The sequence below is a fragment of the Mesorhizobium sp. M0954 genome (assembly GCF_040319155.1).
In the GTDB taxonomy this organism is placed as follows: domain Bacteria; phylum Pseudomonadota; class Alphaproteobacteria; order Rhizobiales; family Rhizobiaceae; genus Mesorhizobium.
In genome coordinates, this window is the sequence record NZ_JAMYNR010000009.1 from 230,412 (window position 1) to 255,337 (window position 24,926).

Below are 24,926 nucleotides of genomic sequence, written 5' to 3' on the forward strand. Positions count from 1 at the left end.
TCGACCGACTGAATGGGGCGTCGCCGGACATGGCTGAAGCGTTGCGTGTTGGAATTGCCGGGCTCGGCACCGTCGGTGCGTCGGTGGCCCGCGTGCTGCGCGACAAGGCGGCTGAACTGACGCGACAGTGCGGACGCGACATCGTCGTGTCGGCGGTTTCGGCCCGCGATCCCAAACGCGACCGCGGCGTTGATCTTGGCACAGCACAGTGGTTCGACGATGCCGTCAAGATGGCGCAGACCGCCGAGATCGATGTCTTCGTCGAGCTGATCGGCGGCGACGAAGGCCCGTCACGCTCGTCCGTCAAAGCGGCGCTCGAGGCCGGCCGCCACGTCGTCACCGCCAACAAGGCACTGCTTGCCAAGCACGGGGTGGCATTGGCCGAGATCGCCGAGAGGAAAGGCGTGCTGCTCAATTACGAGGCGGCGGTGGCCGGCGGCATTCCGGTCATCAAGACGATGCGCGAGGCGATGGCCGGCAATTCGGTGACCCGCGTTTTCGGAATCCTCAACGGTACCTGCAATTATATTTTGACGCGCATGGAAGCCGAGGGCCTGTCCTTTGATGCCTGCCTGAAGGATGCGCAACGGCTGGGCTATGCCGAAGCCGACCCGACCTTCGACATCGAGGGCCACGACACCGCGCACAAGCTGTCGATCCTGACCAGCCTTGCCTTCGGCACGAGGATCGCCGCCAACGATATCTACATGGAAGGCATCTCCAACATCAGCCAGGCCGACATCCGCGCGGCCGGCGATCTCGGCTACCGGATCAAGCTGCTTGGCGTCGCCCAACGCACCGAAAGCGGCATCGAGCAGCGCGTGCACCCGACCATGGTGCCGACGGCCTCGGTCATCGCGCAGGTGCACGGCGTCACCAATGCGGTGGCGATCGAAACCGACATCCTCGGCGAATTGCTGCTTTCCGGCCCTGGCGCCGGCGGCAACGCCACCGCGTCGGCGGTGATCGGCGACATTGCCGACATCGCCAAGAGCCGGCCTGGCTTCCAGCATGGTCCGGTCTTCGGCCGGCCGGCGAAGGAATTGAAGCCTTACAAGAAAGCGCAGATGCGCAGCCATGCCGGCGGCTATTTCATCCGGCTGACCGTGCACGACCGCCTCGGCGTCTTCGCGGCAATAGCCAAGCGCATGGCCGACAACGACATTTCGCTGGAATCGATTGTTCAGCATGCCGCCGGGCCGGAAACCGAGGCACAGAAGACGGTCATCCTGGTGACCCACGAGACGACCGAGGCGGCGGTGCGCAAGGCCGTCGACGGCATCACCAGGGACAGCCTTCTGACCGACAAGCCGCAAGTCATCCGCATCGAGCGGGCCGGATAGCAGTCTCACATTTTGCGTTTAATCGATTGATATTGCTGCGCTTTCAAAAAGGTCCAACGCAGGTCTTGCTGTTGTCACGGGGCTTTGACACAAGAAGCGCGTCTCTGGCGGGAGGCTAAACTGCCAACGAGGATTGTCCATCGATGAATGTGGCCCAGAACATTGTCGCCGGCCTCGACCGGATACTGACCATGGAATTGGTGCGCGTCACCGAACGCGCCGCGGTCGCGGCCGCCAGATTGCGCGGACGCGGCGACGAGAAAGCCGCCGACCAGGTCGCGGTCGATGCCATGCGGCAGGAGCTCAACCGTCTTGCCATCAACGGCACGGTGGTGATCGGCGAAGGCGAGCGCGACGAGGCGCCGATGCTTTATATCGGCGAAGAGGTCGGTACCGGCCAAGGCCCGGCTGTCGACATCGCGCTTGATCCGCTCGAAGGCACGACGATCTGCGCCAAGAACCTGCCCAACGCACTGGCCGTTATCGCCATTGCCGAAAAAGGCAGCCTTTTGTTCGCGCCGGACGTCTATATGGACAAGATCGCGATCGGTCCGGGTTATGCCGACGGCATCATCGACATCGATGCCTCGCCGGCCGAAAACATCGCCAGCCTCGCCAGGGCCAAGGGCGTGCCGGTGGCGGAGATCACCGCCTGTATTCTCGACCGGCCACGCCATGGCGCGTTGATCGAAGCCGTGCGGGCGACCGGAGCCGCGATCCGTCTGATCGGCGACGGTGATGTCGCCGGGGTCATCCATACCACCGACCCGGACGAGACCGGCATCGACATCTATCTCGGCACCGGAGGCGCGCCCGAAGGCGTGCTCGCAGCTGCCGCCTTGCGCTGCACCGGTGGCCAGATGCAGGGCAGGTTGATCTTCGATACGCCGGAAAAGCTGGCGCGCGCCGCGAAGATGGGGATCTCCGACCCAAAACGGATCTACCACACGCAAGACATGGCACGCGGCGACGCGCTGTTTGCCGCGACCGGCGTCACCGACGGCAATATGCTGGCCGGCGTCAAGTTCGGCCGCAATTTCATCACCACGCATACGATCGTGCTGCGCTCGTCATCGCGAACCGTGCGCGAGATCAAGGCCAGGCACCAGGATCTGGAAAAGTTTTGATTTCGACTCAGTTAGCCGTTGCATATTGTGCGCAATGACAAATTGCAGACGGCGCGTCACGTGACGGGGGAAAGACGCTTTTTCCTCGATGTCAGGCAATCGGCCACCGGCGTTTCCTGGGAACACCGGCTGACCGAGCGCCAGGACATGGCCGCGCTCGCCATCGCGCAAGGTTATGGCGTGCCCGACATCGTGGCGCGCGTGCTGGCCGGGCGCGGCGTCACCGCCGATCAGACCGAGCGGTTTCTGGATCCGACCATCCGCAATCTGCTGCCCGACCCGGCATCGCTGACCGACATGGACAGGGCCGCCGCTCGCATCGCCCAGGCGGTGATGGCCAGGGAAAAAGTGGCGATCTTTGGCGACTACGATGTCGACGGCGCCGCCTCGTCGGCGCTGCTCAAGCGCTTTCTCGCATATTTCTCGGTGGCGTCGGAGATCTACATACCGGACCGCATCTTCGAGGGTTACGGCCCCAATCCGGAAGCGATGCGCGAACTCGTCTCGCGCGGCGCGACGCTGATCGTCACCGTCGATTGCGGCACCAACAGTGCTGCTTCCATCGACGCCGCAAAGGCCGCCGGCGCCGACGTCGTGGTGCTCGATCACCATCAGGTCGGCGGGCCGCTGCCGGCGGCGGCTGCGGTCGTCAACCCAAATCGCGAGGACGACCTTTCCGGCCAAGGTCATCTTTGTGCGGCCGGTGTCGTCTTCCTTTGCCTGGTGCAGACCGCGAAGATCCTGCGCGGCCGCTTGCCGGATGCCGCACCGCCGGACCTGCTTGGCCTGCTCGACCTAGTGGCGCTGGGCACAGTCTGCGACGTGGTGCCGCTCACCGGCGTCAACCGCGCCTTCGTGGTCAAGGGGCTGCAGGTGGCGCGGCAGCAGAGAAACGAAGGGCTGGCGGCGTTGGCGCGGGTCTCGCGTATAGGCGAGCCGATCAGCACGTTCCATCTGGCCTTTCTGATCGGCCCGCGCATCAACGCCGGCGGGCGCATCGGCGACGCAGCACTTGGCAGCCGCCTGCTTGCAACCGACGACCCGGTCGAAGCCCGCACCATCGCCGAGACGCTGGATCGGCTCAACCAGGAGCGGCAGTCGATGGAGCAGGAGATGCTGGCCGCCGCGCGCTCAGAGGCCGATGCCGAGCTTGCCGGCGGCAATGGTCCGGCCATCGTGGTCACAGCCAGCAGCAACTGGCACCCGGGCATTGTCGGCCTGCTTGCCTCGCGGCTCAAGGACCATGCGCGCCGGCCCGCATTTGCCATCGCCTTCAACGCCAATGGTGTCGGTACCGGTTCAGGCCGTTCAGTGTCTGGCTTCGACCTCGGCCGGCTGGTGCGCGAGGCTGCCGATGCCGGACTTATCGTCAAGGGCGGCGGCCACGGAATGGCGGCCGGCATCACTGTCGAGCGGGCGAAGCTCGGCGAACTCAGGGCTTTCTTCGAAGAGCGCGCGGCGGTGGATGTGTTCCGCCTGCAAGGCGAGGAGAGCCTGGCGATCGACGGCGCGCTTGCCGCCGAGGGCGCGACGCTTGCGCTGCTCGATGCGCTTGAGAGGGCAGGGCCGTTCGGCGCCGGGCATGTTGCGCCGGTGTTCGCGCTGCCGCGCCACCGGCTTGTCGATGCGCGGGCGGTCGGCAGCAACCACATCCGCGCCGACCTGCAGTCGGAAAGCGGCGGCCGCATCCAGGCGATCGCCTTTCGCGCGGTCGACACGGCTCTTGGCGAATTCCTGTTCAAGAACAGGGGTAAGCCGGTGCATGTCGCCGGCTCGCTGTCGGGCAACCACTGGAACGGCAACCGCACGGTGCAGTTCCGCATCGTCGACGCGGCGCTTGCCTGAGAGCTCGCTGCCGCCCTGCCTAAGCGAGGACGGTCTGCAGCCGGGTCAGGTCGCCGATCTGCGCCATCGTTGCCTGGTAGCCGATACGGATCGCTTCGTCGGCGCGGTGGAATTCGGTCAGGCCGATATGGCTGAGCTTCGGCTGCAGCGATATGTCCGGCGGGTCGCCGGCCAGCCTGGCGCGCGAAATGCGGTCCTGGATGATGTTAAAGGCCTCGACCATGACGCCAGTAATGCCGAGCCGCGTCTCGCGCGACTGGCGTTCTGGATCGGCGTGGCCGGCCCTCGGCGCGTCTTTCTCGATGACCAGCTCGCCGGCATTGTGCTTGATCACCGCGGCGCGGCCGAACAGATCGTAGTGAAGGTTCACCGCAACCACGAGCGGCTGCTCGTAGGCACGGCAGACCGAGACCGGCACCGGATTGACCAGTGCGCCGTCAACCAGCACACGCCCATTGCAGGCGACCGGCTCGAACACGCCGGGCAGCGCGTAGGAGGCGCGCATTGCGGTGCTCAACGAGCCGCTCGACAGCCAGATCTCATGGCCGGTGCGGATTTCCGAAGCGACGCAGACGAATGGTTTTGGCAGGTCCTCGAAGCGGATGCCGGCTATGTGCTCGCGCAGCCGCGCATCGAGCTTCATGCCACCGAACAGGCCGCTGCCGCGTAGATTGAGGTCGAGAAGGCCAAAAATGCGCCGCCTGGTCAGGCTGCGCGCGAATTCTTCCAACTCGTCGAGCTTGCCGGCAACATAGCAGCCGCCGACCAGGGCGCCGATCGAGGTGCCGGCGATCATCGACACTTCGATGCCGGCTTCATCAAGCGCGCGCAGCACGCCGATATGCGCCCAGCCGCGCGCACAGCCGCCACCCAATGCCAGCGAAATCCCAGTTTTGCCCGGAGATTTGGTTTCGGATGCGCCCGCGGCCGAGGAGAGGCCATTGGCCTCCCGAACGTCAGGTCTGTTGCGCAATGACGCCCAGTCGAGCATCACAATCTCCCTTGTCCCACGGTCATCCTATAGGCGGGCCGTATCGAAATCATGAATATACGTGGCTGAAGTGCTGCGAATGGTTCATATTGATGGTGTATTGGGCTTTCGATAGGTTTTTTCCGCATCGAACAGCGGCTTGCTGCCGTCGCTGGCAAGCGTCCCTTTGCCATCGCTCAGCCCCACCGTCCGATAAAAGCATGAACGTCGGCCGGTGTGACAAGTTGCTTGGTGACCCAGCATTTTGACGCGCAACCATATCGCGTCCTGGTCACAATCCGTGAGCATCTCGACGACCTGCTGGACATTGCCCGAGGTTTCGCCCTTCTTCCACAGCGCGTTGCGCGAACGCGACCAGTAGTGCGCGATGCCGGTCTCGAGCGTCAGCGCCAGCGCCTCGGCATTCATATGCGCGACCATCAGCAGCATGCCGTCTTCGGCATCGGTGACCACGACAGTGACGAGGCCGGCAGCATCGAAGCGCGGTGAAAGGACCGCGCCTTCCTCGAGTGCCTTCTTGTCTGTTGGAGCTTTCGGGAATTCCAATGCCGACATTCGCCGGTCCTTATCTAGCGAAGCCGGCAGGCCGATCAGATCCTGCCGCCGCGCACCATGGTGACGAAGCGGACCTGCTCTTCGGGTGTGTCCTTGAAGACGCCGGTGAAGGTTGAGGTCAGCGTGGTGGAGCCCTGCTTGCGGATGCCGCGCATGGCCATGCACATATGCTCGGCCTCAAGCATAACGGCCACACCGCGCGGATTGAGCACGTCCTGGATGACGCCGGCAATCTGCGCGGTCATCGCTTCCTGGGTCTGCAAGCGATGGGCGAAGATGTCGACGACACGGGCTATCTTGGACAGGCCGACAACCTTGCCGTCAGGCAGATAGCCGACATGCGCCTTGCCGATGATCGGCACCATGTGATGCTCGCAATGCGAGTGGAAGGATATGTCCTTGACGAGAACGAGGTCGTCATAGCCGGCAACTTCCTCAAAGGTGCGGCCAAGTTCCTCGGCTGGGCACATATCATAACCGTTGAACATTTCGCTGAACGCCTTGGTGACGCGCTTCGGCGTGTCGATCAGGCCCTCGCGGTCAGGGTTGTCGCCGGTCCAGCGCAACAAGGTGCGCACAGCGGCTTCGACTTCGGCCTCGCTCGGCCGGTCGGTGACCGGCTTTTCCATATAGGCAGACCGCGGCATGAGCTTCTTGATAACGGCGTCCATAAAGGCGTCTCCCGTAGTTCCTCTCTCAGGAGGAACGAGTTGAACGGACCACGACCTTTCGGGTGTCAGAAACTCGCCCGGTTTCCAGCCCGTAAGTGGCGTGAACAGAATTGGGTATGACGAGGTTTGTGGTCGCCTTGTCGATACCCGACTACCGCCATTATATATGTTCGTGCCGAGCGAAAGGAAGACGCCAGAGCGGCAATGACTGTTCGCTGGGCGGCGACGGATTGGAAAAATATGATCGACGATGTCTACAATGCGAAAATTCTGGGTTTTGCCGGAAACATCGCACGGATCGGCCGGCTCGACCGGCCCGACGCAACCGCACGAGCACATTCCAAGCTGTGCGGCTCGACGGTGACCGTCGATCTGAAGATGGATGATGGCGTCGTCAGCGATTTCGCGCATGACGTGAAGGCCTGTGCGCTTGGCCAGGCGTCGTCGTCGATCATGGCGCAGCATGTCGTCGGCGCCAGCGCCGAAGAATTGCGCAGCGTGCGCGAGACGATGCTGAAGATGCTGAAGGAAAACGGCCCGCCGCCCGAAGGCCGCTTCGCCGACCTGAAATACCTGGAACCGGTGCGCGACTACAAGGCGCGCCACGCCTCGACCATGCTGACCTTCGACGCAGTGGTCGACGCCATCGGCCAGATCGAGAAGAAGCGGGCGGAAGAGGCAGCTTAAACCTTGGCGAGAAAACGCCGGCTTTCGGCGAATTCCGCCCGGACCCAGTCGGCAAAAGCCCTGGCTGGCTCGGAAAGGTCATTCAGCCTTCTGGCCACTAGCCAATAGGCGCCCGACGCGACGTCGATGTCGAAAGGCTTGATCAGCGCGCCGGACGCAAGTTCTTCGCCGATCTGCAATAGATCGCCCAGCGCGACACCATGTCCAAGCAAGGCTGCCTGCTTCGAAAGCGAAGCATCGGCCAGCATCGGGCCGCGCGCAGGCACGGCATCAGCCGTCACGCCCGCCGCTTCGAACCAGCGCGCCCAAGCCTGACGGTTTTCTTCGTGCAGCAATGTATAGCGACCAAGGTCGATCGGCTTTTCCAGAGCTGGGCCGGATGCAAGAAGTGCCGGCGACAGAACTGGGGAATCGACGACCGCGGCAAGCTGTTCGGCTTCGCTGCGTGGCCATGAGGTGGCGTGCGCACTGAAACGCAGGGCAAGTTCGGGCTGATCGCTGCGAAACTCTATCAATCTCGGGTCGACCTCAAGGGAAACGTCGATGTCGGGTCGCAACTCGCGAAAGCGGTTGAGCCGCGGCACCAGCCATACGGATGCAAGCGATGGCTCGACGCTGACACGCACCACGGACTGCGTCGGGGCCGCCGTCAATTCCGAAAGCAGCCTGTCGATGCCCTCGAAACTTCTGACCAACTGGTCGAGCAGCCGCTGGCCGGTGTCGGTTAACTCGACGCGGCGATGATGGCGGAAGAACAAAGGTTGGCGCAGGAAGGTTTCGAGCTCGCGGATCTGTCGGCTGATCGCCGCCTGCGAAACATAAAGCTCCTCGGCCGCACGGCTGAAGCTCAGGTGACGACCGGCTGCTTCGAAGCTTCTCAGAGCCGTCAGGGGGAGGTGTCCGCGCTTCATTCGCATAACTCAGAGTTATCTGACGTGGACGTTATACTCGTTTGAAGAGCAAGGCCAGCGGCGCTCTAATCGGTGCTCAAGGAGTGCCGCCATGATCCAGTTTCTCAACATTCTGGGCGATGTGATGCGGATCGCGACGTTTCAATGGTACGACGAGAAACCGCATAGGGATTGGTGCGAGGAGAGGCCGCCGACCAGCGTCGCCGTATGCCGAAGGCCGACGCCCGACCGCTATCCGGTTCGCCCTACCAGGCCATGACGGGATTGCCGGAACGGCATTGCGTTCCTGGCCCGATGCGCACATCTATCGCGTAGGGAAACGCGATGTGGAGACTGCGGTGGTCGGCCAACATCGGCATGCGCACGGCGCCAGGCCGATTCGACAAGGACGCAACTGGTCCGGCCCGTGGCGCAAGACGCCGGGCCGCGTCTTCGGCACGTCGCTTGTCCGACTTTACCAGCTGACGCTGTCCGGCTTCGTCGGCAATTCCTGCCGGCATCTGCCGACCTGTTCCGAATACGCGTACGAAGCGATCGCCCGCCACGGGCTGTGGGCCGGCGGCTGGATGGGGTTTTTCCGGGTGCTGCGCTGCGGACCGTTCGGCACGCACGGCATCGACCGGGTGCCTGAGGCACTGGCTGATCGCTACCTCTGGTTCACGCCATGGCGGTACTGGCGGATCGGGAAAAAACGTGGCGACCTGGACAGTTGACCGCAACTGTGCGGTGCACAGAGGGGTCGCTTTTTACGATCTGGTAGGGTTAACCGCAGCTTGCGCTGACATAGCGCATTTGAGACAAAATCGAGACAAGACACCTCGCTAAGCCGCTCCTGACACCCTTCAGGAGAGATTACCAAATGCGCCGGATAGACCGACTTCCCTTCATTTTCGCCGTGGTTCTCTATGTCCTGGCGTGGCTGGTGGGTTTTCCGATCCGTGCGCAATCGGCGCCGCTCGGGGACGTCGAATGCACGCTGATCGTCGACGCCGCAAGCGGCGAGACGCTGTATCGCCAAGGGACCTGCGATCAGCGCTTCAGCCCCGCCTCGACATTCAAGGTTCCGCTGGCGCTGATCGGCTATGATGCTGGAATCCTGAGCGACGAGCATACGCCAAGCTGGGAGTACAAGGCGGAGTTCAATGCCCCGAAACGGGACCGCAAGACCGTCGACCCGACGATCTGGGAAAGGGATTCGGTCCTTTGGTTCTCACGCGAGATTACGCGCCGGCTCGGCAGCAAACAGTTTGCCGGCTATGTGTCCAGATTGGACTATGGCAACACCGAAGTCTCCGGCACTGCCGGCAAGAATGACGGCCTCACCCATTCCTGGGTGAATTCTTCGCTCAAGATATCGCCGGTCGAGCAGGTCGATTTCCTGCGCAAGCTGCTGGCGCGAAAACTGCCGGTTTCGGACAAGGCCCATGCGATGACCAGCGCGATTGTCCCGACCTTCCGGGCAGGCGGCTGGACGGTGCAGGGCAAGACCGGAACGACCAGGCTCGGCGACAGCGCCGACAAGCGCTCGCTTGGCTGGTTTGTCGGCTGGGCGCAGACCGATGCTCGCAAGATCGTCTTTGCCCGCCTGGTAGTCGATACGAAACGTTCCGACACGCCAAAGGGACTCAAGACGCGGGCGATGTTCCTGAAAGATCTGCCGAATCTCCTCAGGTGACCTACATCCGGCTTTACGGCGCCGAAAACTGCCCATAAAAGACCGCTCGCCGCCGGACGCATCCGGCTCTTACTGATGCATGTCGTAGCGCCAAAACCGCTAAGCAGTCTTGGGCGACATGCATTTTACCACCCGCGCTCGTTTGCGGGACTGGATAGGAGAATCTTATGCTGAATTCCGTTTCCCTGACATTTCCCGATGGTTCCGTTCGCGATTACGACGCGGCGATGACCGGCGCCGGCCTGGCGGAATCGATCTCGAAGTCGCTGGCCAAGAAGGCCGTTGCCTATTCGATCGACGGCACGCTGCGCGATCTTTCCGACCCGATCGGCAGATCGGGCAAAGTCGAGATCATCACCCGCGAGGACCCGCGTGCGCTGGAGCTCATCCGCCACGATGCAGCCCATGTGCTGGCCGAAGCCGTGCAGGAACTTTGGCCGGGAACGCAGGTGACCATCGGGCCGGTGATCGAAAACGGGTTCTACTACGATTTTGCCCGCAACGAGCCGTTCACGCCCGACGATTTCCCGGTGATCGAGAAGAAGATGCGCGAGATCATTGCACGCAACAAGCCGTTCACCAAGGAGGTCTGGTCGCGCGAAAAGGCGAAAAGGATCTTTGCCGACAAGGGCGAGCGCTACAAGCTCGAGTTGATCGACGCCATTGCCGAGGACCAGGATCTCAAGATCTATGCACAGGGCGACTGGTTCGACCTCTGCCGCGGCCCGCATATGGCCGCGACCGGCCAGATCGGCAGCGCCTTCAAGCTGATGAAGGTCGCCGGCGCCTATTGGCGCGGCGACAGCAACAATCCGATGCTGACCCGCATTTACGGCACGGCCTGGGCCGATCAGGCGCAGCTCGAAGCCTATCAGACGATGCTGGAGGAGGCCGAGAAGCGCGACCACAGGAAGCTCGGCCGTGAGATGGACCTGTTCCACTTCCAGGAGGAGGGCCCCGGGGTCGTCTTCTGGCACGCCAAGGGCTGGAGGATGTTCCAGAACCTGGTCAATTACATGCGTCGCCGCCTCGACGAGCAGGGCTATCAGGAAGTCAACGCGCCGCAGGTGCTCGACAAGAGCCTGTGGGAGACGTCAGGCCACTGGGGCTGGTACCGGGACAACATGTTCAAGGTGACCGTTGCTGGCGACGACACCGACGACGACCGGGTGTTTGCGCTGAAGCCGATGAACTGCCCCGGTCACGTCCAAATCTTCAAGCATGGGCTGAAATCCTACCGCGATCTGCCGGTAAAACTTGCGGAATTCGGCAATGTGCATCGCTATGAGCCGTCCGGCGCGCTGCACGGGCTGATGCGCGTGCGCGGCTTTACCCAGGATGATGCGCACATCTTCTGCACCGAGGAACAGCTCGCCGACGAGTGCATCAAGATCAACGATCTGATCCTCTCGACCTATGCCGATTTCGGCTTCGACGAAATCACCGTCAAGCTGGCGACCCGCCCCGGAAAACGGGTCGGCACCGACGCGATGTGGGATCATGCCGAGGGCGTGCTGCAGGACGTGCTCGACAAGATCGCGGCGCGGTCGGGCAACCGGATCAAGACGGGCGTCAATCCGGGCGAGGGCACGTTCTACGGGCCGAAGTTCGAATATGTGCTGAAGGACGCCATCGGCCGAGACTGGCAATGCGGCACCACGCAGGTTGATTTCAACCTGCCTGAACGGTTCGGCGCCTTCTACATCGGCTCGGATTCGGAAAAGAAGCAGCCGGTGATGGTGCATCGCGCCATCTGCGGCTCGATGGAGCGGTTTCTCGGCATCCTGATCGAGAATTATTCCGGCCATTTCCCGCTCTGGTTCGCGCCGCTGCAGGTGATGGTGGCGACGATCACTTCCGATGCCGACGATTACGCCCAGAAGGTCGTTGCGCAGCTGAAGGCGGCGGGGCTGATCGCCGAAGCCGATCTGCGCAACGAGAAGATCAACTACAAGGTCCGCGAGCATTCGCTGGCCAAGGTGCCGGTCATCCTCGTCTGCGGCAAGCGCGAGGCCGAGGAAGAAACGGTCAATATCCGTCGTCTCGGGTCGCGTGACCAGGAATCACTCGGCCTCGCAGCCGCCGTGAGGCTGCTTGCCGACGAGGCGGTGACACCCGACCGCAAGCGCCGCGCGGCCTGAACCAGTCGACGAGCAATGAATGGCGGTGGAGCGATCCACCGCCATTTTTATATTTTGTATGCCTGTCACGCCGCACGCCTATCTGGCAAATCGATCGACGTGCGCGTCGGCGACGCGCTGGCGCGATCCATGCACAAGGCAGCTTAGAGGGGCGCGTCTCAGTCGGCGCCTTCCTCGGAATCGATGGCCGAAGCCTCGGTGGCCAGAACCTCGATGTCCTGGTTGTGCCCAGCCACCACCGTAAAATCCTTCTGGTAGATGCGGTCGCGGTTCTTGGCGATGATGGTGTAGTCGCCCTCGGCCAGCACCATCGAGGCAAAGGCGCCGACGGTTTCCTTGATCGGATCGCCGGATTCGTTGAGCAGGGACCAGGAGGTGTCGGCGATCGCCTCGCCGCCTGGTTCGCGCACCAGCTTCATGGTCATCTCGGCGGCACGGTGCTCGACGGTCGCTTCGGTCAGCTTGCCGGCCTCGACGCGGATGTCGGAGCGGATGACCGCGTTCACCGCGCCATAGGTCGACACGACGTGGTAGGTGCCGGCATTGAGCCGCACGACGCTGTTCGGCTCGACATCGGGTATGATCAGGGCGCGATCGCCATCGGCCGCGGCGTGGCTCTCATAGATCGAGAAGCGCAGCTTCTTCGGCGGTATGCGTACCCCGCCGGACAGCACTGCATCGAGCTTGAGGCCACCGGCATCGAGCACGAGGCTCTCGCGCTTGGCTTCCTTGCCGACGGTGATGCGCTTGGTGGCGCCGGCCCGCCCGTAGGAGGCGTGGACCAGATACGAACCCGGCTCGAGCTGGAATATGGCGGTGCCGCCATGAGAGGAGGCGACCATCGTCAGCTTGCCGTCGCTGGCCGATTCGGGTTTGAAGACGCGCCAGACTATGCCGCGCGTGATGTCGGCGCCCTTGTCGGTCAATTGCGCCGACAGCGTGATCGCCCCGCTGCTGCCCAATGCCAGCGATGTCTCGCTTTTCGGAGGTGCATAGCCCGAAATTCCGGGAAGCTTCAGCTCGCCAAGGCCGTCCACATCCTGGGCGACGGCAAGCGAAACCGGCACCATCAACAGTGCGGCAGCGAGCCATATCAGGAAAAGACGCAATGTCCCCTCAAACATGCCTTGCGTTGAAGCCCAAGGCGGTGGCAATTTCAAGGCTTAAGAGTCCGGTCGGCTTCTGCTACAGGGCTCTTTGTCCGGCGCGCCGCGCCAATGCCCAAGCCGCCCGATGTCCCGATGGTGCGCTTCAGCTCAAATTCCAGGAGACTTGCGCCCATGGCGTCGCCGATCATCGATTTTCTGCTGACCCGAAATTCCGCGCCGATCCCGGATTTGAAAGAACCGGCACCGGGCGATGCGGAGATCGCGACGATGATCGCCGCCGCCTCGCGGGTGCCGGACCACGGCCGGCTGGAGCCTTGGCGTTTCATCCTCTATCGCGGCGAGGCTCGCGTCGATATCGGCAAGAAGCTGGCAGCACTTGCCGAACAGCGCGAAGGGCCGCTGCCGGAAGGCCGCCGCAACCAGGAACTGGCGCGCTTTTCGCGCGCGCCGCTGGTCATCGGCGTGATTTCTATCCCCAGGGAAAACCCAAAGATCCCGCAATGGGAGATGTTCCTGTCCGGCGGCATGGCGGCGATGAACCTGATGCTTGCCGCCAATGCGCTGGGCTACGGCACCAACATGGTCAGCAACTGGTATTCCGACGTGCCCGAGGGCAGGGCGATCCTCGGCCTGGCGCCGCATGAGCGGGTCGTCGGCTTCGTCCATATCGGCTCCTACCAGGGGCCAGCGCCGGAACGACCGCGGCCCGATCCGGCAAAACTCTATGCCGACTATTCGGGGCCGTGGGTGGGATAATTTCGGCGCGGAACAGCCCCCCCTAAGGATCAAGCTCCGATGCCTTGGCTCGCGCCAGGAGCCGCTCTGCGAGCTTGAGATGCGGCCGGTCGTACATCTTGCCATCCATGCCAACGACCCCGGGATTTCCTGCCGCCTCGAACGCCTCGACGATCGCCAGGGCGCTTTTCACCGCTTGCGCCGAAGGCGTGAAGGCGGCGTTGATAACCGGCACCTGCGCCGGATGGATCGCCATCTTGCCGGTGAAACCGTCGCGCTCGGCCTCGGCGCATTCGGCCTCGAAGCCGGCCATGTCGCGAAAATCCGGAAAGACGGTGTCGATTGCCGCGACTTCCGCGGCACTTGCGGCAAGCATGGTCATGGTGCGGGCGAGGCGGAACACATCCGTGTAGCGGCCATTCGCGTCGCGCGTCGCGCGCGCGCCAATCGCCGCCGACAAATCTTCCGCCCCCCAGGTGACGCCGACAAGCCGCGCGCTTGCACGGGCGTAGGTCGCTGCGGCCAAGACGCCTGCAGCCGTTTCTGTGATGATCGGCAGGATCCTTATCGCTCCATCCGGCAGGCCGCTTTCGGCTTCGTGCACCCTGAGCTTGGCCGAGAGATGCTGGACATCCAGTCCGCTATTCGACTTAGGCAGCATGATGCCGTCTGGTTTTGCTGGCACGAGCGCCGCCAGATCGTCGTCGGTCAGTCCGGTCGAAAGGTCATTGACGCGCACATAGATCGCGGAGCTGGTCCGGTGCCTGTGCTCGGCGATGAAACGCGCCGCTGTGTCGCGCGCCAACCCCTTGTTCTGCGCAGCAATCGAATCCTCAAGGTCGACGATGACCACGTCGGCGCCTACGCCAAAGCCCTTCTCCAGCTTCTTTTCCGAATCGCCGGGAACGAAGAGCAGAGAACGCATCGGCTATGCCTTTTTCATCATCATGGCTTGCCTCGTGCATTTGGCAACCAGCACGTCGTTCTGGTTATAGGCGCGATGCTCGAGCTCGACGATGCCGCGGTCCGGCTTCGACCTGGATTCGCGCACCGAAACCACCGTGGTCTCGACGCGAATGGTGTCGCCATGGAAGACGGGGTGCGGAAACACCGTCTCTCTCATGCCGAGATTGGCGATAGTGGTGCCGACGGTGATGTCGTTGACTGAAATGCCAATCATCAGGCCCAGTGTGAACAGCGAATTGACCAGCGGTTTGCCCCATTCGCTCTTCGCCGCGAAGTCGAAATCGATGTGCAGCGGTTGCGGGTTCAGCGTCATCACCGAAAACAGCATGTTGTCGCCTTCGGTCACGGTCTTGCGCAGCGTGTGCTTGAACACATGGCCGACAACGAACTCCTCAAGGTAAAGTCCGGCCATGGTCGATCTCCTCCGCTGCTTAAGGGTTGATAGGCGTTGCATACCGGGCTCGCAAGCCAGTTAACGAACATGGTGAACCGTTCATAAACCATTTGTGCCTACGGTCTCGACAGGGACCAGAAACCTTCTGGCAAAGGGCGTAAGCAGGCGACATGGTCGTTTCGCATTTCCTGAAATGGATCCACACGGCGAAGGTGTCGGAGCGTGCTGCGGCGGCAAGCGCGCTGGCTCGCGCCTATGTCGACTCGGACCTGCCTTTCGAGGACCGCTGCGCTGCGGAGGCGGCGCTGACGCTGCTGCTCGACGACGCATCGTCGAAGGTGCGACTGGCAATCGCCGACGCGCTTTCCATGAGCCACCACGCGCCGCCGCAGATCGTCAGCGCGCTGGCGTCGGACCAGCCCGAGGTGGCCGCTTTGGTACTGGCGCGCTCGCCGCTGCTTACCGATGCCGACCTGATTGATCGGGTTGCCGGCGGCCAGAAAGCGACGCAGAAGGTGATCGCCGACCGGCCGCGTGTCTCGATGTCGGTTGCGGCGGCGATCGCCGAGATCGGTGAGCCGGAGGCTTGCACCACGCTGCTCGCCAACAGCGGCGCCGATATCGCATCCGTCAGCTTTCGCCGCATGGCCGAGCGGCACGGCCATCTGCCTCTGGTGCGCGAGGCGCTGATCGCCGACACCCGGCTGCCCGCCGATTGCCGGCATATGCTGCTGGTCAAGCTCGGGGAGATGCTCAAGGGGTCGCCGCTGGTGCTGGCGCTGATGGGCGCCGCCAGGGCCGAGCGCGTCACGCGCGATGCTTGCATCAAGGCTTCGGTGACGCTGATCGAAGGCACGCGGACAGAGGAACATACCGCACTTGTCGAACATCTGCGCCTGCGCGGCGACCTGACCGCAAGCTTCGTCGTCCGCACCATTGCGCACGGCAAGGTCGACTTCTTTGGTTCGGCGCTGGTCGCGCTCAGCCAACAGTCCGAACAACGGGTGAGAGCACTGCTGGCCGGCGGCCATGACGTGGCTCTGCAGGCACTGTTCCGCAGCGCCGGGCTTGCCGCCGCCACCCACGCCATCATTCTGCGCGCGCTGAAGGTCTGGCGCGAGGTCGCCAATGGCAAACGCCTCGCCGGCGTCCAGGAAGTCAGCTGGCTGATGCTGAAGGAATTGGGCGGACAGTCCGCCGAAGGCGATCTCGCCGGGCTGGTCAAATCGATCCATCTCGACGCGCTGCGCGAGAACGCACGCGGGCACGCGCTGGCGATCGCCGCTGCTTAAACCCGGTCTTTCTCGAAAAAATCCGGAAAATCCTCGATCGCGGCGGCAATGATGCGCAGCGAGGCGGCGATCTGCAGCATTTCGGCTGCTTCGCTTCGCTCCGCGATGCCAGCTGCATATTGCCTGGCGACGGCGACGGTCGCCGTCTGCGGCTCGCCGGGCCGCCTGAACAGCAGCTCGCGTGCCAGACCGCGCAGGAAATTGGCGATGGAAAGTGCTGTTTCAGGTGGGATCGCGGAACTCTGTTGCGCGTTGCGCAGCCGCAGGATTTCGAGGCCGACAGTAACGGCAGCAATGCCGCCGTCGAGAACGGCGTCGCCTTTCTCGCCGGCGTTCTGCAGCAGCGGCATCAACTGGTTGACCCGATCATAGGCAAGGCTCTCGAAAGCCAGTCGCCGCGGCATGCGCTCATGCAGACAAAGGCGGGCAAGATCTTCGCGCATGGCTTGCAGGATGCGGTTGACGGTGACCCAGGGGTCGGCGGGCAGCACGGTGGCGAAGACGCCGATCGCCAGAAGAATGCCGACCAGGACCGATGCCGAATTGGCGAAGAACGGAAACGGATCGTAGGTCATCGCCTGATGTGGGCTGAGGAAGGCGAGGAAATTGATCGCAAAGGCCGTTGCCACGCCGACATAGCGCGGATTGGCCATGCCCAGTGCCGCTGGTACCAGGATCGGCACGACAAAGACCATGAACCATCCGAAGCCTGGCAAAGCCGGAAGCGCCAACTGGCCGATGAGAAACGCAAAGGGCAGGGCGAGTAACGTGCCCTCGAAGAAGTTCCATGCCGACCGGATCGGATCGGGGCGAGCGGCGAACAGGCTGGAGACGACCGCGACCAGAATGACCGTGCCCGTCGCGTCCGACCATTTCGTCGCCAGCCAGAAGCCGGCGACCAGGAGCGTGGCAATAGCTGCGCGCACGGCATTGCGCGATGCCGCACGGTAATCGCGGTGCACCACCAGCGCTGGCTGCCGCCGTTCGCGACTGGCACGAGACGGGGGAGAGCGGAGTGCATCCAGGCCGCGCAGCACTTGCTGCATTGCCTCGGCGAAGTCGGCGGCAATGGTTAGGCGGGTGACAGTGCCAGCCCAGTCAATGTCTTGCCCGGCCGCGATGTCAGGCATCTGCCGTGCCTTGCCGGCGATTGCGTCGAGCCGCGCCACCCAGGGCGCCGTATCGTCCAGCGCGCCCGGCTTGGCTACCAGTTCGCCGACAACGGCCTGCAACTCGGCGCGAACTGGGATGAGGGCTGCATTCTTCGGCGCGGCGTGGGCATGCAGCGCACGCGCCGCCGACAGGGCCGACAGAAGCTGGCCGATGGTACGCCGGACCGGATAGGCGCGGGTGGCGAGGCTCGGCCCCTCCAGCCTTGCGTAGGTGCGCATCTCGCCGAGCGTCTGGACGTCGCCGATCAGCTTGCGGTGCAGCCCGGCAAGCTTTTCCGCATCGCCGCCGGAAAAAGCGCCGTCCGCATAGGCCGCCAGGTCGAGAATGCTGCGTTTCAGTCTTGAGATGATGGCGTCGGCGGCCAGTTTCGGCAGGATCAGCCGGCTGGTCAGCGCAGCGCAGACGATACCAAGCACGATTTCCGCGCAGCGCGCCACGGCGAGATCGATGACGAGGTGCGGCTGGCCGAAAGCCGGCAGGCCGATGATTATCGCGGTGTAGCCGGCAAGCGCCGCGCCATAGGCTTCCGGATTGCGTAGCAGCGACGAGACCAGCGAGCAGATGCCGATCCAGACGGCAAGAACTGCAACCAGCAACCACGGGTTGGCATCGAAAACAGTGGTAATGCCGATCGCCGCCAGCGCGCCGGCAAGCGTGCCGAGGAGACGATAAAACCCCTTCGCCAGCACCATGCCGGCGACCGGCTGTGCGACAATGAACACCGTCATCATCGCCCATTGCGGATGGTCGAGCTTCAGCGCATAGGCGACCAAAATCGCGATGAGGCCGGCCGAAACGGTGCGCAGGGCAAAGATCCAGTCCGAGCGCGTCGGCCGCGTCAGGCCAGCGATCCGCGTGCCGATATCGTCCTTCAGCCGCGCCCAGGTCAAGTGCTCGTCTCCAGCTCAGAAGGCCAAGCTAGCGGCGGGAGCTCAGATATCCAGCACTTCCGTCTCGGCGAATTCCGCGCGTTCCTGGATGAACCGGAAACGGGCCTCGGGCTTGGTCCCCATCAATGCGTCGACCGCATCCTTGGTCGCCGCCTCGGCATCGATAACGTCGACCCTGAGCAGCGTGCGCTTTTTCGGGTCCATGGTGGTTTCCTTGAGCTGGGCGGCCATCATTTCGCCCAGCCCCTTGAAGCGGCCGATTTCGACCTTGCCGCGCCCGGTGAATTCGGTGCGCAGGAGTTCGTCCTTGTGCGCATCGTTGCGGGCATAGGCGACCTTGCCGCCTTGCCGGATCGAATAAAGCGGCGGCACCGCCAGATAGAGATGGCCGCCGCGGACCAGGCTTGGCATCTCCTGGTAGAAAAAGGTGATCAGCAGCGAGGCGATATGGGCGCCGTCGACGTCGGCATCGGTCATGATGATGACCCGGTCGTAACGCAGGTCCTCGTCGCGATATCTCGAGCGCGTGCCGCAGCCAAGCGCCTGGATGAGGTCGGATATCTGCTGGTTGGCGGCAAGCTTGTCGTTGCCGGCGCTGGCGACGTTGAGGATCTTGCCGCGCAGGGGCAGCACCGCCTGGCTGGCGCGGTCGCGCGCCTGCTTTGCCGAACCGCCGGCCGAATCGCCCTCGACGATGAACAGCTCGGCACCGGCGGCGGCATTCTGCGTGCAGTCGGCGAGCTTGCCGGGCAGGCGCAGCTTGCGCACCGCACTCTTGCGCGACACTTCCTTTTCCTGGCGGCGGCGCACCCGCTCGTCGGCGCGCGCGATCACCCATTCGAGCAGTTTCGAAGCCTCCTGCGGATTGTCGGCCAGCCAATGGTCGAACGGGTCGCGGATGGCGCTTTCGACGATGCGGATCGCCTCGATCGTCGCCAGCCTGTCCTTGGTCTGGCCGACGAATTCCGGTTCGCGGATGAACACCGACAGCATGCCCGCCGCCGAGATCATCACATCCTCGGAAGTGACGATCGAGGCGCGCTTGTTGCCGACCAGGTCGGCGTAGGCGCGCAAGCCGCGCGTCAGCACGTTGCGGAAGCCGGCCTCATGCGTGCCGCCCTCCGCGGTCGGGATGGTGTTGCAATAGGAATTGATAAAACCGTCGCCGCCGAACCAGGTTACCGCCCATTCGAGCGAACCGTGACCGCCCTGCTTCTCGCTCTTGCCGGCAAACATTTCACGGGTCACCTGGAATTCGTCGCCGAGCGAGGCTTTCAGATAATCCTTGAGGCCGCCTGGAAAATGGAATTCTGCCTTGGCCGGCGTCGTGTCCTTTTCCCTGATCAGCGACGGATCGCAGGTCCAGCGGATTTCGACACCGCCGAACAGATAGGCCTTTGACCGCGCCATGCGGTAGAGCCGCGCCGGCTCGAAAGCAGCACCCTTGCCGAAAATCTGCTCGTCTGGATGGAAGCGGATCTTCGTGCCGCGGCGGTTGTGCACCTCGCCGAGCTGCTCCAGGCCGGTCACCGGAACGCCTCGCGAGAAGCGCTGGCGATAGAGCTTGCGCCCAATCGCGACCTCGACCTCGAGATGGTCGGACAGCGCGTTGACCACGGAAACGCCGACACCGTGCAGGCCGCCGGACGTTTCGTAAACCTTGCTGTCGAACTTGCCGCCTGAATGCAGCGTCGTCATGATGAGTTCGAGCGCCGGCTTCTTGAATTTCGGGTGCGGATCGACCGGAATGCCGCGGCCGTTGTCGGTGACGGACAGGTATCCGTCGGCGGACAGCTCGACATCGATGAAGGTCGCATGGCCGGCGACCGCCTCGTCCATCGAATTGTCGATGACTTCGGCGAACAGATGGTGCATCGCCTTGTCGTCGGTGCCGCCAATGTACATGCCCGGGCGCCGTCGCACCGGCTCCAGCCCCTCCAGCACTTCGATGTCGGCGGCACTATAGCTCTCGCTGGCGTCGCGGGGCGCCGGCCGCTTCGCCGCCTGCACCAGCGGGTCGGCCGGGCGCGCGGCGGCGCGAGCCGGTTGCGGCTGCTTGTCCAATTTGGCGAAAAGATCGTTATTGTCGTCCATGCCGATCCTGGATTCCGATGCTGCGAATCACCACCCGATACTGCCACGCTTTTGGCGGGCAGGCGACGGAGGTTCCTGTTACGTTCGAGGATAGAGCCTCTTACTGCAAAACCATTCGACAGCCAAGCGGCGGAAATGGGGTCGAAGCTTGGGGCATCGACGCTTTGTAAACCTTGTCCGAAGGTTACGCCGCAAGGTTGGCTGAAAAACGATATCCGCGAACTGTCGCTGACCTAGAATGCAGTGGAACCCTCAAGAGGCTGTCGCTTAAGCATGTTGGATTACAGTTCGCTTCTGCTCGCGGCGGCGCTGTCGGGCACGTGCCTTAGCATCACCATGTTTGCGATCTGGTTCAGCGCGCCACAGGCACGCTTTGTGCTGACGGTGGCCTGCGGCATTCTCGTGCTGGTCGCACATGTCGTGTTGTTTTGGCATTACGCAAGAGATCCAAGCCCCTGGCTTTGCCAGATCGTGCTTGTGCTTCTCAGCCTCGGCTTCCTGATCATCTGCCTGTCGGCCATGCAATATCTCGGCACAGGCGACTACAGGCGAGCCATCTTGCCGACCTTGGTTGCGATGGCTGTCTGCGCGGGCGCGACGTATCTCGGGTTTGATGGTGTCGGCTTTATTGTCACCTACGCGACGGTAACGGCGCTGCTCTCGCTCATCGGGGCGATGTTCTGGATTGAGGGTGGTCACGATCGCCGGATATTGCTGGTCGTCTCGTTCCTGAGCGGCGTCTGTGCGCTGTCGTTCGGACTTTGCGGCGCGGTCCTGCTGGTCACGGGCCAATGGGTGCTGGGTGTAGCACCGGACAATTGGGCCGAGCGGGTGAATTCCGTCGTGGCCGTCGCCTGCATGACCGGGCTCGGCGCATTGACGCTCTCCCTGCACCATTTGCAGGCGCAGATCGAATTGAAGGCCGAGACGATGACCGATCCATTGACCGGGCTGATGAACCGGCGGGCGTTGACGGCACTCTACGGCGAGCGGGTCTTCGGTCCGTTCATGTCCGTTGCCATGTTCGACCTTGACCATTTCAAGAGGACGAACGACGTATTCGGTCACCCGGTCGGCGACCAGGTTCTGTGCCGCTTTGCCGCCGTCATCAGGAAATACGCCCGGACCGGCGTCGACGCCTTCCGGTTGGGCGGCGAGGAATTCGTGCTCGTCATATCGCGGATGACGGAAGAGAAGGCCTATGACATTGCGAGCAAGATCAGCGTCGCCTTCGGCACGGAAGTCGTGGCCACCCAACTCGGTCCGTTGCGAAGCACAGTCAGCGGCGGCATCGGCTTTGGCGGAACAAACGGCACCGGTCTCGACGATGTGCTGGCCGAAGCCGACGCAGCACTCTATGCGGCAAAGCGCGCCGGGCGAAATCGCGTCGTCGTCCGGGACCGGGCGAGCAAGGCCGACGGGCCGGCCTTGCGTTCTGCCTGATTGAGGTTTCTATCTTCTTGTTAGACCCATGATCTTGTCCGAAAACCGGATTCCACTTTTCGGGATCATGATCTATTCCGCCGCACCCAGATATTCCGACAGCGGCGGGCAGGAGCAGACAAGGTTGCGGTCGCCGGCGACATTGTCGATGCGCGACACCGGCGGCCAGTATTTTGCCGCCGTGTCGGCATCGCCGGCGGGGTAGGCCGCCTCCAGGCGCGAATAGGGATGGGTCCACTGGCCGGCCAACGCCTCGGCGGCGGTGTGCGGCGCATTGACTAGAGGATTGTCGGCCAACGGCCATTCGCCCTTCGCCACCTTGGCTGCCTCGCCGGCTATGGCGATCATCGCCTCGCAGAAGCGATCCAGCTCGCGCTTGGGCTCGGATTCGGTCGGCTCGACCATCAGCGTGCCGGCGACCGGGAACGACATGGTCGGCGCGTGGAAGCCATAGTCGATCAGCCGCTTGGCGATATCGTCGACGCTGATGCCGGCGCTGTCCTTGAGCACGCGGGTGTCGAGGATGCATTCATGCGCGACGCGTCCGTTGCGCCCCTTGTAAAGCAGGGGGAAATACTCGCCAAGCCGCGTCGCCACATAGTTGGCGGAGATGATCGCCGTCTCGGTCGCCTGCTTCAGGCCGGAAGCGCCCATCATACGAATATACATCCAGGTGATCGGCAGGATGGAGGCACTGCCGAACGGTGCCGCCGCCACGGCATGGGCCGAGCCTTCGGTGACGTGGCCGGGCAGATATGGCTCCAGATGCGCCTTGACGCCGATCGGGCCGACGCCGGGGCCGCCGCCGCCATGCGGGATGCAGAAGGTCTTGTGCAGGTTCATGTGGCAGACATCGGCGCCGATATCGCCGGGACGGGCGAGGCCGACCAGCGCGTTGAGATTGGCGCCGTCGAAATAGACCTGGCCGCCATGGCTGTGGACGAGGGCACAAAGGTCGCGCGCGCCTTCCTCGAAGACGCCATGCGTCGAAGGATAGGTGAACATCAGCGCCGCAAGATTGTACGCATGCTCGGCCGTCTTGGCCTGCAGGTCTTCCATGTCGATATTGCCGTCCTCGGTGCAGCGCACGACGACGACGCTCATGCCGGCCATGGCAGCACTTGCCGGATTGGTGCCATGCGCCGAGGACGGGATCAGGCAGACGGTGCGATGGCCTTCGCCGCGCGACAGATGATAGCCGCGAATGGCGAGCAGCCCGGCATATTCGCCCTGGCTGCCGGCATTGGGCTGCAGGGTCACCGCGTCGAAGCCGGTGATCTCGGCCAGCCAGCCTTCCAGCTCGTCGATCATGGCGCGATAGCCTATCGAATGGTTTGCCGGCGCGAAGGGATGCAGGTTGGCGACATCAGGCCAGCTCACCGGCATCATTTCGGCGGCGGCGTTGAGCTTCATGGTGCAGGAGCCGAGCGGGATCATAGCGCGGTCAAGCGCCAGGTCCTTGTCGGCCAGCCGGCGCAGGAAGCGCATCATGTCGGTTTCCGAGTGGTTTTCGCGGAAGACGGGCTGGGTGAGGAACTCCTTGCCGCGCGTTTTTCCGGGCATGGAACTGCCGGCGACAACGACGGCCTTAGCGCCGAAAAGTGCTGCGATTGCCTCCAGATCGGCTTCAGTGGAGGTCTCGTCGAAGCTGATGCCGACATGGTCGGCGTCGATGACGCGCAGCAGCCGGCTGGTCTTTTCTGCGGCGGCGGCAATCGCGCCGGCTCTGCCCTTCACTTCCACGGTCACAGTGTCGAAGCGGCTGTCGCCGAGCACCGAAACGCCCGCTGCCTTGAGGCCGGCAGCCAGGCGGTTGGCCAGCGTGTGGACGCGGCCGGCAATCGCCTGCAGCCCGGCAGGGCCATGCCAGATCGCATAGGCCGTCGCCATGTTGGCGAGCAGCGCCTGCGCGGTGCAGATGTTGGACGTCGCCTTGTCGCGGCGGATATGCTGTTCGCGTGTCTGCAAAGCGAGGCGATAACCAGGACGGCCCTTGCTATCCGTCGACTGGCCAACGAGCCGGCCGGGCATCAGCCGCGTCAGCCTGTCGGAGACGGCGCAATAGGCGGCGTGCGGCCCGCCAAAGCCCATCGGCACGCCAAAACGTTGCATCGGGCCCACGGCGATGTCGGCGCCAAGCCTGGCCGGCGCATCGGTCAGCGTCAGGCCAAGCGGGTCGGCGATGAAGACGACCAGCGCGCCGGCCGCGCGGGCCTTGTCGATTGCTGCCTTGTGATTGCCGTAGACGCCGAACGTATCGGGCCAGGAGACCAACAGGGCGGCGGTGTTGTCGTCGATCACCTCGCCGTCGACCTCGATGCCAAGCGGCTCGGCGCGCGTGCGCACGACGTCCAGCGTCTGCGGGTGCGGCGTGCCGGCCAGTGCCACCTTGGTGCGCTTGTCGCGATGATGGCGCAGCGCGATGCCAACCGCTTCGGCCACCGCCGTCGCCTCGTCGAGCAGCGAGGCCGATGCCACCGGCAGGCCGGTCAGTTCCGTCACCAGGGTCTGGAAGTTGAACAGCATCTCCAGCCGGCCCTGACTGATCTCGGCTTGGTAAGGCGTGTAAGCCGTATACCAGGCCGGGTTCTCGAACAGGTTGCGCTGGATCACCGGCGGCACGTGGACGCCATGATACCCGGCACCGATGAAGCTCTTCTGCACCGTGTTCTTTGCCATCGTCGCCGCGAGCTCGGCCAGCGCTTCCGCTTCGCTTGCGGGCGCGGGCAGGGCCAGCGGCCGGTCGAGCCGGATCGACTTCGGCACTGCCTGGCTGATCAGGGTCTCGACCGAAGGAACGCCGATCGTCGCCAGCATGGCTCTGACGTCATGGAGGCCCGGGCCGATATGGCGAGCCGAGAAGGGGTAGGGTGCTGCGGTCATC

Annotated in this window: 20 protein-coding genes; 10 read left to right on the plus strand and 10 right to left on the minus strand. The window is 63.6% G+C overall.

All coding sequences use genetic code 11. The annotated features are described in order from the left end of the window. The first annotated feature begins 29 nt into the window (after positions 1–29). The 3 genes from NKH93_RS15215 (at position 30) to recJ (ending at position 4,315) form a co-directional block, all read left to right on the plus strand. Positions 30–1,343, plus strand: a complete 1,314-nt coding sequence (locus NKH93_RS15215; RefSeq protein WP_352500850.1) for a homoserine dehydrogenase — start codon at positions 30–32, stop codon at positions 1,341–1,343. Between the two features lie 143 nt (positions 1,344–1,486). Then, positions 1,487–2,470 carry a class II fructose-bisphosphatase gene (glpX, locus tag NKH93_RS15220; RefSeq protein ID WP_352970768.1) on the plus strand — a complete coding sequence of 328 codons (984 nt, stop codon included), beginning with the start codon at positions 1,487–1,489 and terminating at the stop codon, positions 2,468–2,470. 60 nt (positions 2,471–2,530) lie between these two features. Next, on the plus strand, positions 2,531–4,315 hold the full coding sequence (gene recJ / locus NKH93_RS15225) for a single-stranded-DNA-specific exonuclease RecJ (protein ID WP_352970770.1): 1,785 nt from the start codon (positions 2,531–2,533) through the stop codon (positions 4,313–4,315). Positions 4,316–4,334: 19 nt separating this feature from the next. On the opposite strand, the gene NKH93_RS15230 is transcribed toward recJ, so the two are convergent. The 3 genes from NKH93_RS15230 to folE all read right to left on the minus strand — a co-directional run bounded on the left by NKH93_RS15230 (position 4,335) and on the right by folE (position 6,532). Further along, positions 4,335–5,306 (minus strand): patatin family protein, encoded by a 972-nt coding sequence (locus tag NKH93_RS15230; protein ID WP_023678882.1) that lies wholly within the window; start codon positions 5,304–5,306, stop codon positions 4,335–4,337. An 84-nt stretch (positions 5,307–5,390) separates the two neighbouring features. After that, the gene (gene hisI / locus NKH93_RS15235) at positions 5,391–5,861 is read right to left on the minus strand and encodes a phosphoribosyl-AMP cyclohydrolase (protein WP_352473912.1); all 471 of its coding nucleotides are present in this window, start codon (positions 5,859–5,861) and stop codon (positions 5,391–5,393) included. Between the two features lie 35 nt (positions 5,862–5,896). After that, complete coding sequence (folE, locus tag NKH93_RS15240) at positions 5,897–6,532, minus strand: GTP cyclohydrolase I FolE (protein WP_352466975.1); 636 nt, start codon at positions 6,530–6,532, stop codon at positions 5,897–5,899. 240 nt (positions 6,533–6,772) lie between these two features. Between folE and NKH93_RS15245 the strand changes: the two genes are divergently transcribed. After that, positions 6,773–7,219 (plus strand): iron-sulfur cluster assembly scaffold protein, encoded by a 447-nt coding sequence (locus tag NKH93_RS15245; RefSeq protein WP_023678879.1) that lies wholly within the window; start codon positions 6,773–6,775, stop codon positions 7,217–7,219. On the opposite strand, the gene NKH93_RS15250 is transcribed toward NKH93_RS15245, so the two are convergent. After that, positions 7,216–8,130 carry a LysR substrate-binding domain-containing protein gene (locus NKH93_RS15250; protein ID WP_352500847.1) on the minus strand — a complete coding sequence of 305 codons (915 nt, stop codon included), beginning with the start codon at positions 8,128–8,130 and terminating at the stop codon, positions 7,216–7,218. The genes NKH93_RS15245 and NKH93_RS15250 overlap by 4 nt on opposite strands. A gap of 338 nt (positions 8,131–8,468) precedes the next feature. On the opposite strand from NKH93_RS15250, the gene yidD reads away from it, so the two are divergent. The 3 genes from yidD to thrS all read left to right on the plus strand — a co-directional run bounded on the left by yidD (position 8,469) and on the right by thrS (position 11,946). Continuing rightward, the gene (gene yidD, locus NKH93_RS15255) at positions 8,469–8,843 is read left to right on the plus strand and encodes a membrane protein insertion efficiency factor YidD (protein ID WP_352451412.1); all 375 of its coding nucleotides are present in this window, start codon (positions 8,469–8,471) and stop codon (positions 8,841–8,843) included. Between the two features lie 146 nt (positions 8,844–8,989). Then, positions 8,990–9,805, plus strand: a complete 816-nt coding sequence (gene blaOXA / locus NKH93_RS15260) for a class D beta-lactamase (protein WP_352816783.1) — start codon at positions 8,990–8,992, stop codon at positions 9,803–9,805. 167 nt (positions 9,806–9,972) lie between these two features. Further along, positions 9,973–11,946 (plus strand): threonine--tRNA ligase, encoded by a 1,974-nt coding sequence (gene thrS, locus NKH93_RS15265; RefSeq protein ID WP_352970772.1) that lies wholly within the window; start codon positions 9,973–9,975, stop codon positions 11,944–11,946. A gap of 158 nt (positions 11,947–12,104) precedes the next feature. Here the strand turns inward: thrS and NKH93_RS15270 are convergent, their stop codons facing one another. Further along, the gene (locus NKH93_RS15270) at positions 12,105–13,070 is read right to left on the minus strand and encodes an RgsD C-terminal domain-containing protein (protein WP_352540660.1); all 966 of its coding nucleotides are present in this window, start codon (positions 13,068–13,070) and stop codon (positions 12,105–12,107) included. 156 nt (positions 13,071–13,226) lie between these two features. Here NKH93_RS15270 and NKH93_RS15275 point away from each other — a divergent pair, with 156 nt between their 5' ends. Continuing rightward, positions 13,227–13,811: a nitroreductase family protein gene (locus NKH93_RS15275; RefSeq protein WP_352831563.1), complete on the plus strand. Its 585-nt coding sequence runs from the start codon at positions 13,227–13,229 to the stop codon at positions 13,809–13,811. A gap of 22 nt (positions 13,812–13,833) precedes the next feature. Here NKH93_RS15275 and NKH93_RS15280 read toward each other — a convergent pair whose 3' ends face one another. Both NKH93_RS15280 and NKH93_RS15285 read right to left on the minus strand, forming a co-directional pair. Then, the gene (locus NKH93_RS15280) at positions 13,834–14,715 is read right to left on the minus strand and encodes an HpcH/HpaI aldolase/citrate lyase family protein (RefSeq protein ID WP_352970775.1); all 882 of its coding nucleotides are present in this window, start codon (positions 14,713–14,715) and stop codon (positions 13,834–13,836) included. 3 nt (positions 14,716–14,718) lie between these two features. Continuing rightward, on the minus strand, positions 14,719–15,210 hold the full coding sequence (locus tag NKH93_RS15285; RefSeq protein ID WP_502896453.1) for a MaoC family dehydratase: 492 nt from the start codon (positions 15,208–15,210) through the stop codon (positions 14,719–14,721). 110 nt (positions 15,211–15,320) lie between these two features. On the opposite strand from NKH93_RS15285, the gene NKH93_RS15290 reads away from it, so the two are divergent. Beyond that, entirely contained in the window at positions 15,321–16,442 is a 1,122-nt protein-coding gene (locus NKH93_RS15290) for a DUF2336 domain-containing protein (protein ID WP_352816772.1), read from the plus strand. Here the strand turns inward: NKH93_RS15290 and NKH93_RS15295 are convergent. Further along, the gene (locus NKH93_RS15295) at positions 16,439–18,505 is read right to left on the minus strand and encodes an FUSC family protein (RefSeq protein WP_352970778.1); all 2,067 of its coding nucleotides are present in this window, start codon (positions 18,503–18,505) and stop codon (positions 16,439–16,441) included. The genes NKH93_RS15290 and NKH93_RS15295 overlap by 4 nt on opposite strands. Positions 18,506–18,547: 42 nt before the next feature. Beyond that, positions 18,548–20,599, minus strand: a complete 2,052-nt coding sequence (gene parE / locus NKH93_RS15300) for a DNA topoisomerase IV subunit B (RefSeq protein WP_352970780.1) — start codon at positions 20,597–20,599, stop codon at positions 18,548–18,550. Positions 20,600–20,872: 273 nt separating this feature from the next. Between parE and NKH93_RS15305 the strand changes: the two genes are divergently transcribed. After that, positions 20,873–22,042: a GGDEF domain-containing protein gene (locus NKH93_RS15305; protein ID WP_352970783.1), complete on the plus strand. Its 1,170-nt coding sequence runs from the start codon at positions 20,873–20,875 to the stop codon at positions 22,040–22,042. A 72-nt stretch (positions 22,043–22,114) separates the two neighbouring features. On the opposite strand, the gene gcvP is transcribed toward NKH93_RS15305, so the two are convergent. Beyond that, a complete protein-coding gene (gcvP, locus tag NKH93_RS15310; protein ID WP_352970785.1) occupies positions 22,115–24,925 on the minus strand; it encodes an aminomethyl-transferring glycine dehydrogenase in 2,811 nt (936 codons plus the stop codon). Between the last annotated feature and the right edge of the window lies 1 nt (position 24,926).

Bases quoted from the DNA above. Each gene is read 5' to 3' on its own strand.
- NKH93_RS15280 (WP_352970775.1), bottom strand. From the start codon at position 14,715: ATGCGTTCTCTGCTCTTCGTTCCCGGCGATTCGGAAAAGAAGCTGGAG.
- NKH93_RS15305 (WP_352970783.1), top strand. From the start codon at position 20,873: ATGTTGGATTACAGTTCGCTTCTGCTCGCGGCGGCGCTGTCGGGCACG.
- NKH93_RS15285 (WP_502896453.1), bottom strand. From the start codon at position 15,210: ATGCAACGCCTATCAACCCTTAAGCAGCGGAGGAGATCGACCATGGCC.
- NKH93_RS15270 (WP_352540660.1), bottom strand. From the start codon at position 13,070: ATGTTTGAGGGGACATTGCGTCTTTTCCTGATATGGCTCGCTGCCGCA.
- hisI (WP_352473912.1), bottom strand. From the start codon at position 5,861: ATGTCGGCATTGGAATTCCCGAAAGCTCCAACAGACAAGAAGGCACTC.
- gcvP (WP_352970785.1), bottom strand. From the start codon at position 24,925: ATGACCGCAGCACCCTACCCCTTCTCGGCTCGCCATATCGGCCCGGGC.
- NKH93_RS15275 (WP_352831563.1), top strand. From the start codon at position 13,227: ATGGCGTCGCCGATCATCGATTTTCTGCTGACCCGAAATTCCGCGCCG.
- thrS (WP_352970772.1), top strand. From the start codon at position 9,973: ATGCTGAATTCCGTTTCCCTGACATTTCCCGATGGTTCCGTTCGCGAT.
- NKH93_RS15290 (WP_352816772.1), top strand. From the start codon at position 15,321: ATGGTCGTTTCGCATTTCCTGAAATGGATCCACACGGCGAAGGTGTCG.
- glpX (WP_352970768.1), top strand. From the start codon at position 1,487: ATGAATGTGGCCCAGAACATTGTCGCCGGCCTCGACCGGATACTGACC.
- NKH93_RS15230 (WP_023678882.1), bottom strand. From the start codon at position 5,306: ATGCTCGACTGGGCGTCATTGCGCAACAGACCTGACGTTCGGGAGGCC.
- folE (WP_352466975.1), bottom strand. From the start codon at position 6,532: ATGGACGCCGTTATCAAGAAGCTCATGCCGCGGTCTGCCTATATGGAA.
- NKH93_RS15250 (WP_352500847.1), bottom strand. From the start codon at position 8,130: ATGAAGCGCGGACACCTCCCCCTGACGGCTCTGAGAAGCTTCGAAGCA.
- blaOXA (WP_352816783.1), top strand. From the start codon at position 8,990: ATGCGCCGGATAGACCGACTTCCCTTCATTTTCGCCGTGGTTCTCTAT.
- NKH93_RS15245 (WP_023678879.1), top strand. From the start codon at position 6,773: ATGATCGACGATGTCTACAATGCGAAAATTCTGGGTTTTGCCGGAAAC.
- NKH93_RS15215 (WP_352500850.1), top strand. From the start codon at position 30: ATGGCTGAAGCGTTGCGTGTTGGAATTGCCGGGCTCGGCACCGTCGGT.
- parE (WP_352970780.1), bottom strand. From the start codon at position 20,599: ATGGACGACAATAACGATCTTTTCGCCAAATTGGACAAGCAGCCGCAA.